Here is a 10580-nt window from a genome sequence, read left to right as displayed (position 1 = left end):
GGGCGGGCCCGGGCGGGGCGGGCCGGGCGGGCCGGGGCGGGCCCGGGCGGGGCGCTGGCTAGCCGAGGACTAGGCCCGGGTCGGGGTCTGGGTCGGGGGTCGGGGCGGGGATCTGGTACTCCTCGGTCAGGGTGGTCATCGGGCCGGGCCAGGTGGCCTGGGCCACCTCGATCGGCTTGCGGTGGCTGTCGTAGGCGATGTGCAGCAGGTGCAGCACCGGGGTGTCCGGCCGGATCTGGAGGGTCTCGGCCTCCTCCCGGCTGGGCTGGCGGGCGCTGATCGTGTCGGTGGCGGACACGTAGCGGCGGCCGATGGCCTCCTCGGCCTCCTGGTAGAGCGGCCGGCCGAACGCCTCGGCGCGTTCCAGCGAGGTGCCGGCGGTGTCGGTGGGTAGGAACCAGGAGGCGCCCACCTCGACCGGGGAGTCCTCGGTGCGCACCAGGTGCCGGCGGCAGAGCAGGTCGGTGCCGTCGGGCAGCCCGAACGCGTCGGCCACCTCGGCTGGGGCGGGGGAGCGGCCGACCGAGACGAGCTGTTGGCGGTACCGGGCGGCCAGGTCGGTGTGGTAGCCGCGGAAACCGCCGTACCGCCCGCGGGAGAGTCGGTTGAGGCGGCGGCGGGTGCCGCGGACGTACGTACCGGAGCCGGGTTTGGTGATCAGGATGCCCTCGACCCGCAGCTGGTCGACGGCGCGTTGCACGGTCTGCTTGGCGACGCCGAACATCTCGGCGATGGCCGGGATGGACGGCAGTCGCTCGCCCGGCGCCCAGTCGCCGCGGCGCACCTGGGCCTTGAGCTGCGCGGCGATCTGTCGGTGCGGGAACTCGGCGGCCCCCGGATTGATCTGCATGCCCGCCTCCTTGATCACATCTAGGTTCCTAGGATGCCCTAGCGGGTGTGACCGCGCCACCCCGGACACGCGCACAAGAAGACGGGCCCCGGACCACGAAGGTCCAGGGCCCGCAGAGAAAAGCTGCTACCAGGAGCCGGCGGTGGGGCCGGCCGAACCGCCCCGTCGCCGCAGGTACTTCTCGAACTCCTGCGCGATCTCGTCACCGGTCAACGGGGTGATCCCCTCGTCGCCGACGCGCTCCTCCAACTCGCGGACGTACTCACCGAGCTCGGCGTCCTGCTCGGCGGCGCTCTTGACCCGCTGCTCCCACTCGGCGGACTCCTCGGCCAGGTCGGCCATCGGCACCGGCAGGTCGACGACCTCCTCGACCCGGTGCAGCAGGGCGAGGGTGGCCTTGGGGCAGGGCGGGTTGTTGGCGTAGTGCGGCACATGCACCCAGAACGAGACCGCGTCGACCTCGGCGCGGGTGCAGGCGTCGTGCAGCACGCCGACGATGCCGGTCGGCCCGTCGTACCGCGTGGGCGTGAGCTGGTAGCGCTCGGCGGCCTGCGCGTCGGAGGCGCTGCCGCTGATGGGCAGCGGTCGAGTGTACGGAACGTCGGCGAGCAGCGCGCCGAGCAGCACCACGCGCTCCACCTCGAGGCTGTGGCAGATCTCCAGGACCTGCTCACAGAACGTCCGCCAACGCATGCTCGGCTCGATGCCCCGGATCAGCACCACGTCACGCTCGGTGCCTTCGGGGCTCGCCACCATGAACCGGGTCGTCGGCCACTCCACCCGACGGGTCTCCCCGTCGGCCATGGTGATGGTCGGCCGGCTCACCTGGAAGTCGTAGAAGTCCTCCGGGTCCAATTCGCTGATCTGCCGGGCCTGCCAGACCTGCTCCAGGTGCTCGACCGCAGCGGTGGACGCGTCCGCGGCGTCGTTCCAGCCCTCGAACGCCGCGATGGCCACCGGGGACCGCAGTACCGGCAGTCCGTCGAACTCGGTCACGCCGTCACCTCACCCTGCTCTTCGCGGCCCGCGCCGGGACCGTGCCCGGTCGTCGAACCGTGGGGCACGGCGGCGTCCCTGTTGTCCTTCACGTCCGTCAGCCTACGTGTCGAGCAGGGATGCGGCCCGCTGGCCGCGCCGGTCCGGCGGACCACCCCTGGTCATACGGTGAAGAACCGGACAGGGTGATCTCGCTGACACAATCTGGGAAGGGGGGTGGGAGGCGAATGGTGCGACAAGCGTCGCACTAACCTGAACGGGTGCGGACTTCGTTGCTGGATGTGCTGGCCGACCGGATCCTCATCGCCGACGGGGCGATGGGGACGATGCTGCAGGCCGCAGACCTCACACTCGACGACTTCGACGGGTTGGAGGGCTGCAACGAGATCCTCAACGTCACCCGTCCGGACGTGGTCCGCGGGGTGCATGACGCCTATCTCGCCGCCGGCGCCGACTGCGTGGAGACCAACACGTTCGGGGCCAACCTGGCCAATCTCGCCGAGTACGACATCCCGCAACGGATCCGTGAGCTGTCCGAGGCCGGGGCGCGGATCGCGCGGGAGGCCGCCGACGCGGCCAGCACGCCGGAGCGCCCCCGGTTCGTGCTCGGCTCGATCGGGCCGGGCACCAAGCTGCCCACCCTCGGGCACGCCGACTACTCCACCCTGCGCGACGCGTACCAGGAGAACGCCGCCGGGCTGATCGCCGGCGGCGCGGACGCGCTGATCATCGAGACCTGCCAGGACCTGCTCCAGGTCAAGGCGGCGGTGGTCGGGTCGAAGCGGGCGATGACCGAGCTGGGCCAGTCGGTGCCGATCATCTGCCACGTCGCCGTGGAGACCACCGGCACCATGCTGGTCGGCAGCGAGATCGGCGCGGCGCTCGCGGCCATCGAGCCGCTGGGCGTGGACCTCATCGGGCTGAACTGTTCCACCGGCCCGGCCGAGATGAGCGAGCACCTGCGCTACCTGTCGCAGCACTCCCGGATCCGGCTGTCGGTGATGCCGAACGCCGGCCTGCCCGTGCTCACCGCCGACGGGGCGTACTTCCCGCTCACCCCGGTGGAGCTGGCCGACGCGCTGGAGCGGTTCATCAGCGAGTACGGCGTGTCGCTGATCGGCGGCTGCTGCGGCACCACCCCGGAGCACATCCGGGTGCTGTCGGAGCGGCTGCACGGTGTCACCCCCACGGCGCGCGAGCCGCAACACGAGGCGGGCGTCTCGTCGGTCTACCACCCGGTGCCGTTCGCCCAGGACGCCTCGGTGCTGATGGTGGGAGAGCGGACCAACGCCAACGGCTCGAAGGCGTTCCGGGACGCGATGCTCGCCGGCGACTGGCGGGCCTGCGTGGAGATTGCCCGTAGCCAGGCGCGCGACGGGTCGCACCTGCTCGACCTGTGCGTCGACTACGTCGGCCGGGACGGCACCCAGGACATGCGCGAGTTGGCCGGCCGCTTCGCGACCGCGTCGACGCTGCCGATCATGTTGGACTCCACCGAGCCGAACGTGGTCGAGGCCGGACTGGAGATGCTCGGCGGCCGATGCGTGGTCAACTCGGTGAACTTCGAGGACGGCGACGGCCCCGACTCCCGGTACGCGCGGGTGATGCCGATCGTCCGCGAGCACGGCGCGTCGGTCGTGGCGCTGCTCATCGACGAGGAGGGGCAGGCCCGTACCCAGGAGTGGAAGGTCCGGGTCGCGGCCCGGCTGATCGACGACCTGACCAGCCGCTGGGGCATGGACCGCGCCGACATTCTGATCGACGCGTTGACCTTCCCGATCGCCACCGGGCAGGAGGAGACCCGCCGCGACGGCATCGAGACGATCGAGGCGATCCGCGAGATCGCCAGCCGCTACCCGGGCGTCAACTTCACCCTGGGCATCTCGAACATCTCCTTCGGGCTCAACCCGGCTGCCCGGCAGGTGCTCAACTCGGTGTTCCTGCACGAGTGCGTGCAGGCCGGGCTGACCTCCGCGATCGTGCACGCCAGCAAGATCCTGCCGATGTCGAAGATCCCTGACGAGCAGCGCGAGGTCGCACTGGACCTGGTCTACGACCGGCGCCGCGAGGGGTACGACCCCGTGCAGCGCTTCCTCGAACTCTTCGAGGGGGTCGACGTGACCAGCGCCCGGGCCAGCCGGGCGCAGGAGTTGGCGGCGCTGCCGCTGGACGAGCGGCTCAAGCGGCGGATCATCGACGGCGAGCGCAACGGCCTGGAGGCCGACCTGGACGCGGCGATGGCCGGCGGCCGGGCCCCGCTCTCGATCATCAACGACATCCTGCTGGACGGGATGAAGGTGGTCGGTGAGCTGTTCGGCTCCGGGCAGATGCAGCTGCCGTTCGTGCTCCAGTCCGCCGAGGTGATGAAGACCGCGGTGGCGTACCTGGAGCCGCACATGGAGACCGCCGAGGACGGCGGTAAGGGTCGGATCGTGCTGGCCACCGTGCGCGGCGACGTGCACGACATCGGCAAGAACCTGGTCGACATCATCCTGTCGAACAACGGCTACGAGGTGGTGAACATCGGCATCAAGCAGCCGATCAACGCCATCCTGGACGCCGCCGAGCAGCACCGCGCCGACGCGATCGGCATGTCCGGCCTGCTGGTCAAGAGCACGGTCATCATGAAGGAAAACCTCGCCGAGATGGCCACCCGCGGCGTCGCGGAGCGCTGGCCGGTGCTGCTGGGCGGCGCGGCGCTGACCCGGGCGTACGTCGAGGACGACCTGCGGTCGATGTTCCCCGGGCAGGTGCACTACGCGCGGGACGCGTTCGAGGGTTTGTCCCTCATGGACCGGGTGATGACCGCCAAGCGCGGCGGGGCACCCGTGATCGACCCGGAGCGGGAAGCGGCCCTGGCCGCCCGGCGGGAACGCCGGGAGCGGCAGCGGTCGATGGTCACCGAGTCGCTGCCGGAGCTGCATGACTCCTCGGTCCGCTCGAACGTGGCGACCGATGTGGAGGTGCCCACCGCGCCGTTCCTCGGCACCCGGGTGGTCAAGGGTCTGCCGCTGGCCGACTACGCGTCGCTGCTCGACGAGCGGGCCACCTTCCGCGGCCAGTGGGGGTTGAACGGCGCCCGGGGCGGCAACGGTCCGTCCTACGAGGAGTTGGTGGAGACCGAGGGCCGGCCGCGCCTGCGCTACTGGCTGGACCGGCTGATCTCCGACCAGGTGCTGGAGGCCGCCGTCGTGTACGGCTACTTCCCGGCGTACTCCGAAGGCAACGACCTGGTGGTGCTGGACGAGAACGGGCATGCCGAGCGCGCCCGGTTCTCCTTCCCCCGCCAGCGCCAGGAGCGGCGGCTCTGCCTCGCGGACTTCTTCAAGCCCAAGGGCGACCAGCTCGATGTGGTCGCGCTGCAACTGGTCACCGTCGGCCAGCCCGTCAGCGAGTACGCGGCGAAGCTCTTCGCCCGCAACGAGTACCGCGACTACCTGGAGGTGCACGGGCTCTCGGTGCAGCTCACCGAGGCCCTGGCCGAGTACTGGCACCGGCGCATCCGCTCCGAGCTGACCCTGCCCGACGGCCGTCCGCTGGGCCACGACGACCCGACGGACCTGGCCGGCCTGCTGCGCAACGACTACCGGGGCTGTCGGTACGCGTTCGGCTACCCGGCCTGCCCCGACCTGGAGGACCGCGCGAAGATCGTGGACCTGCTCGACTCGGAGCGGATCGGCGTCGAGCTGTCCGAGGAGTTCCAGCTCATGCCGGAGCAGGCCACCGACGCCATCGTGGTCCACCACCCGGAGGCCAGCTACTTCAACGCGAAGTGACGGGCGCAGGTGCCTTGACCTGCACCTGAGGGCGTCCGGAAGGCCGCTGAACCAGGATCATGCCGTCTCCAGGCCGTCAACGGCTTCCGGGCCGTCCTCGGCGGCCTGGTCCTCGCCGAACGCGGTGTCGATGGCCCGGCGTGTGCGGCCTCGCTGGTCGGCAGGAGATGCGTGTAGGCCCGCAGGTGAATCCCGGGTCGGCATGACCGAGGTACGTCGACAGGGCCTTGATGATGGCCGGGGGTCCGCCGGTGCGTCGCGTTCCATGGGCGGTCGCGCAGGGCCATTCCGCCCAGCCGGCGACCCGGGCAAGCCGAGCAGATGGTCAGTCGGCCCGCTCGGGTGGGAAGCCGTCGGCGAAGGCAGCGTCGACGGCTGCCGGCGGCATGCACTCGTGATCGTGGGCCCACGTGCCTGCAACATGCAGCACGGGATCGGGTCCGTCATCGGTGATGAAGGTGAAATCGACGCGTTGCGGCAGGGTGCGCAGAGCCCGCTGTCCCTCGATTGGCTTGAGCCTTTCCCACTGACAGCTTGAGGCGGCCAGGGCGTCGGTCACCTGAGCGAAGGTCAGTCGCGCGGGCAGGGCAATGACCTCGCTCGACTGTGCTTGGCTCGGCAGCTCAACCGTCCGTCGCCAGGTCTGGACCGTCACTGAGGTGATGATCCGACAGCGGCATACGACGAACTCGACGTCACCGTAGGAGTACAGGTGCGGCCACCTGCGGCGTGTGTCGATCCGCCCGATGTCCCACGGCAGGCCGTAGTCACTGACGACGGTCCGGAGATGGGCGCCGGGATGAAGAAGGCCGACCCGGCCAGTTGAGCCGAACGCTGCCAAGACGTCAAGCACCTCCACGTCTTCAACCTTTCCGCAGTAACCATCTCCCCGGTTAAGCAAGCCACCCGCCCAGCCGTTATCGATCATGTCAAGCATTTGGTGGCACGCGAGGGGTCAAGCATCTTTCGTAGCGGACAGCCGGGCTGCCAGCGATGCCGGGCTCCACTTGTTCCGTTACACACCGGCTTCACTTGGAAGGGTGACAGGTCGCCGACTCTTCGGGCTCGGCTGCCACAGTGCGTAACTGGAGTGCCGCCGATCGCTGGGGCATGCGATTCTCGATGCCGGTCAGACGCGCGGTCAGCGGCAGAAGCGGATACCGCCGGCCGGTCGCAGTCGCGGCTCAGGTACGCCCTGGATCTCGACTCGGTGCTGCACGTAGTCATTTGATGTGCGAGCATCCTGCACAGTCCGGGCAACGTGGTCTCAGGCCGGCCGATCACGGGTTGAAGAAGGGCGTCGATGGCTGACGACGACGTGGCGTGGTACCAGAGGCTGCTCGACGCGCAGCCGGATTTGGTCGACTTCCCCTGGTGCTGGACGGTCGTCCAGCCGTTGACCAAGCCAGTCACCGTGGCGGAGGTCGTACGGCGGCTCGGCGGGGACCCGGCCAATATTGAGGAGCGTGCCGGGTGGGACTTCGAGGAACCTGACGGCACGTTGCACCTGCACCAGGTGGGACCCGCCGTGGTCATGTGTCAGACGGGGGGTTGGGAAGGCGTCCGTGACGAGGCCCTGCGGTGGTTATCTGATGGCACCTCGGTGCATAGCTCGTGGTGGAGCGATGCCAACGGACGCAGTTTCCTGTGCTACGCCGCCTTCGGTCTGGTGCTGACGCGACTCGAGTACCTCGACGACAACCAGGCCTCCGGCGAGCAGCCCACGGCCCTCGACGAGGATCGCGCTCCGCTGCGCGACGATCTGGGCTACCCAGCCCAGCTGGCCTTTGTCGAGCGGCGCACCGGCATCCGGCTGGATCCCGCCTGGTTGGAGCAGCCCCACGCCACGGTGATCATACGTACGCCGATCCCGGACGACCCGCGCCCGCCGGGCACGCACGGCTCGGCGGATCCGGATCTGGCGGCCATGTTCCTGCTCGCCGACGAGTCCACACAGCGCTCCGCGCTGCGGTGGGTGCTCGACCTGCTCGCCGATGAGCAGGATCTGCGCAGCGAACCTGCGGTCCGCATCGTGCTCGACGCGTTGGCCCAGCACTGGCCGACCGGCGAGGATCTATCACACCAGATGAACGAGCTGCGAGCCCGGCTGAACAACGAGGTCAACGCGAGCCCGGGAATGTCGCCTGAGCGCTGGCGGCACTTTTACCGCATGCGCGCCGCTGAAGCGTTCGCGGCGACGGTAACCGGCTCCCGTGGCCGGTCATACCCACCGGACACGTTGTGGTACGCCCAACAGGCGTTTCAACAGCGGTGGCCAACCATCCGCGCGGACCTGTGGCGGCGGGCACGGCGCCAACGCCGATAGGGAGGCGGCGTCGAGCGCTCACCATCCGACGTGCCCACGCACAACGCCGCGGCCGCCCGTCACGCAAAGCAGGCTGGTCCTTGCACACGCCAGAGGGCGCAGGTGGGGGCATCGTGAAACGTCGGCAACGAGCGAACAGTGATGGCCTGTTCCGCAATACCGGTGGTCAGCCGATCGTCCTCTTGCCACGTCCGGCCACACTGACGGTGTGAGACGGGGGAGTGGGGTTCGCGTCGTGGCCCTGGCCGTCTGCGTCCTGCTCGCAGCGGCCGTCGGCGGGTGGCGAAGCTGGCGGAACGCGACGGTGGACCCGCCCGCGCCGCCCCCGGTCTGCCCGCTCATCCGGTCGGAGGTGTTCGGCCTCCTCGTTCCTGCGCACGGCGCCCTGGAGGCCGCGGAGCAGAACGGGCCGGGCATGCGCTCGAACTACTGCCTGGCCCGCAGCGCGTCCACGAAGGAGGGCGCAGGCGCGTCCCTGTGGGTGTCACTCGCGCGTTTCGGGCGGCACGAGGGCCGCGGGCCTCGTTGCCTGGACCGAGATGGGCTGCGGATGGTCATCAACAACAAGAACCGTCCCGTCGCCCTCGGCGACCGCTCCGTCTACTTCCTCTCGGGTGACCGCGAAACTGGCCGGCGCATCAACTTTTCGACGTGCTTCGGCACCTACGGAGTGCTGGTCGAATACGAGGCGACCGCCGTCGCCGACACGGCGATGGTCGAATCGGCCACCACCGCCGCACAGGAGGTGCTGTCGTGGCTATGACTGGCCCTCCGCTTCCGTGGGCACCTTCTCCGGAGAACCCGCAACACCACCGTCGCCCCGACCGCCGAGCGCTGCTGCGGCAGTGGCTGCTGGTTGCTGCGATGGTGTCGCTCATCGTCGCCGCCGGCATTGTCGCCTGGCACGTCGGCCGGCTGGCGGCACCCACACTCGTCAGATGGCAGATCACGAGGACCGACGCGGCGAGGGACGCCCCGCCGCTCCCCGAGCTGCCGGCATCTCCGTTCGGGCGGTAACCCCGGCGTCGATCGGGCCACGGCGGTGGGGCGGGGTGGAAAACCCCCAGGTGGAGTCGGGTGGTTTCCGGCTTCCGACCGCTGACGGCGTTGCCTAGCGTCGATCATGTGATCGAACTACGTGAGCTGACGAAACGGTACGGCGACCGGGTCGCCGTCGACGGGCTGAGCGTACGGGTGCAGGCGGGGGTGGTGACGGGCTTCCTCGGCCCCAACGGGTCGGGCAAGTCGACGACGATGCGGATGATCCTCGGCCTGGACGCTCCGGACCATGGTGAGGCCCTGATCGGCGGCGTCCGGTACCGGGACCTGGATTGGCCGCTGAAGACGGTCGGCGCGCTCCTCGATGCCGGGGCGTTCCATCCCGGCCGCAGCGCCCGGGCACACCTGACCGCGCTGGCCGCGAGCAACGACATCCCCGGTTCCCGGGTCGAGCAGGTGCTGCGCGTCGTCGGTCTGTCCGACGCGGCGACGCGGCGCGCCGGTACGTACTCCCTCGGCATGCGCCAGCGGCTCGGCGTCGCTGTCGCCCTGCTCGGCGACCCGGGCGTCCTCCTGCTCGACGAGCCGGTCAACGGCCTGGATCCGGAGGGCATCCGCTGGATCCGGGACCTGCTGCGCGGACTCGCCGCCGAAGGCCGGACGGTGTTCGTGTCCAGCCACCTGATCGCCGAGATGGCGTTGACCGCCGACCGGTTGGTGGTCATCGGCCGTGGCCGGCTGCTGGCCGAGACGACCGTCGCCGAACTCGCCGCTGGCGGCGACAGCCTGGAGGACGCGTTCTTCCGGCTCACGGCACAGGACACCGACTATCGCGGAGTGGGAGCGTCATGAACGGGTACGGATTTCGGCACGCGGCCCGGATGGAGCGGATCAAGCTGCGCAGTGTCCGGTCGACGTGGTGGCTGGCGGTCGCTGCGGTGGTGGTGATGGCCGCGGCCGGGGCCGGAGTGGGACTCGGGTACCGATCACACACTCCGGTCGCCACCGCCGCCCAGATCCTGAACAACAGCCTCGGCGGCGCCATCGTGGCGCAACTGCTCCTCGGAGCGCTCGGCGTCCTGGTGGTGACCGGCGAGTACGGCACCGGGATGATCCGCTCCACGTTCGCCGCCGTCCCACGGCGTCGGACCGTCCTGGCCGCGAAGGTCGCCGTGTGCGGCGGCGCGGCGCTCACCGTCGGCCTGGTCGCGAGCTTCGCCGGTTATCTGAGCGGGCAGCTCGCGATCCGCGGCACCGCCATCCCGGCGGCATCCCTCGGGGACCCGGCGATCCTGCGCGCGGTCGTGCTGACCGGCGTCTATCTGGGCGCGACCGCGCTGATCGGGGTCGGCATCGGGGCGATCGTGCGGCACTCGGGCGCCGCGATCGGCACGCTGTTCGCTCTGATGTTCGTTCCGATGATCGTGGCCGGCCTGTTCGGCGAGAGCGGTATCCAGATCGGCCGCTTCGTCCCGCTGTTGATGCTGCTCAACTCGATCGCGGTGACGTCGCCCCTGCCTGGGCTGTTCGCCAGCTGGATCAGCGCGCTGCTGATGTGCGGGTACGCGGCGGTGGCGATTCTGTGCGGCGGAGTGCTGCTTCGTTATCGCGACGCGTGACCAGCGACAATGGG

General features: G+C 70.0%; 8 protein-coding genes. 5 read left to right on the top strand and 3 right to left on the bottom strand.

Annotated elements, in window-relative coordinates:
* Positions 1–58 precede the first annotated feature (58 nt).
* Both V6V47_RS11850 and V6V47_RS11845 read right to left on the bottom strand, forming a co-directional pair.
* Positions 59–850, bottom strand: a complete 792-nt coding sequence (locus V6V47_RS11850) for a GntR family transcriptional regulator (RefSeq protein WP_334628174.1) — start codon at positions 848–850, stop codon at positions 59–61.
* 126 nt (positions 851–976) lie between these two features.
* Positions 977–1846 carry a PAC2 family protein gene (locus V6V47_RS11845; protein WP_334628172.1) on the bottom strand — a complete coding sequence of 290 codons (870 nt, stop codon included), beginning with the start codon at positions 1844–1846 and terminating at the stop codon, positions 977–979.
* Between the two features lie 260 nt (positions 1847–2106).
* Here V6V47_RS11845 and metH point away from each other — a divergent pair, with 260 nt between their 5' ends.
* Entirely contained in the window at positions 2107–5622 is a 3516-nt protein-coding gene (gene metH / locus V6V47_RS11840) for a methionine synthase (RefSeq protein ID WP_334628170.1), read from the top strand.
* Positions 5623–5947: 325 nt separating this feature from the next.
* Here the strand turns inward: metH and V6V47_RS11835 are convergent, their stop codons facing one another.
* Positions 5948–6481: a hypothetical protein gene (locus V6V47_RS11835; protein WP_334628169.1), complete on the bottom strand. Its 534-nt coding sequence runs from the start codon at positions 6479–6481 to the stop codon at positions 5948–5950.
* 444 nt (positions 6482–6925) lie between these two features.
* Between V6V47_RS11835 and V6V47_RS11830 the strand changes: the two genes are divergently transcribed.
* The 4 genes from V6V47_RS11830 (at position 6926) to V6V47_RS11815 (ending at position 10566) form a co-directional block, all read left to right on the top strand.
* Entirely contained in the window at positions 6926–7948 is a 1023-nt protein-coding gene (locus V6V47_RS11830; RefSeq protein ID WP_334628168.1) for a hypothetical protein, read from the top strand.
* 235 nt (positions 7949–8183) lie between these two features.
* Positions 8184–8711, top strand: a complete 528-nt coding sequence (locus V6V47_RS11825) for a hypothetical protein (RefSeq protein WP_334628167.1) — start codon at positions 8184–8186, stop codon at positions 8709–8711.
* Between the two features lie 362 nt (positions 8712–9073).
* Entirely contained in the window at positions 9074–9799 is a 726-nt protein-coding gene (locus V6V47_RS11820) for an ABC transporter ATP-binding protein (RefSeq protein ID WP_334628166.1), read from the top strand.
* On the top strand, positions 9796–10566 hold the full coding sequence (locus tag V6V47_RS11815; RefSeq protein WP_334628165.1) for an ABC transporter permease: 771 nt from the start codon (positions 9796–9798) through the stop codon (positions 10564–10566). Before V6V47_RS11820 ends, V6V47_RS11815 begins: the two co-directional genes overlap by 4 nt.
* Positions 10567–10580: the final 14 nt, after the last annotated feature.

The sequence above is a fragment of the Micromonospora sp. CPCC 205539 genome (genome assembly GCF_036906815.1).
Lineage (GTDB): Bacteria > Actinomycetota > Actinomycetes > Mycobacteriales > Micromonosporaceae > Micromonospora.
This window is presented reverse-complemented; position numbering and strand designations above follow the sequence as displayed.

Bases quoted from the DNA above. Each gene is read 5' to 3' on its own strand.
- V6V47_RS11850 (WP_334628174.1), bottom strand. From the start codon at position 850: ATGCAGATCAATCCGGGGGCCGCCGAGTTCCCGCACCGACAGATCGCC.
- V6V47_RS11830 (WP_334628168.1), top strand. From the start codon at position 6,926: ATGGCTGACGACGACGTGGCGTGGTACCAGAGGCTGCTCGACGCGCAG.
- V6V47_RS11815 (WP_334628165.1), top strand. From the start codon at position 9,796: ATGAACGGGTACGGATTTCGGCACGCGGCCCGGATGGAGCGGATCAAG.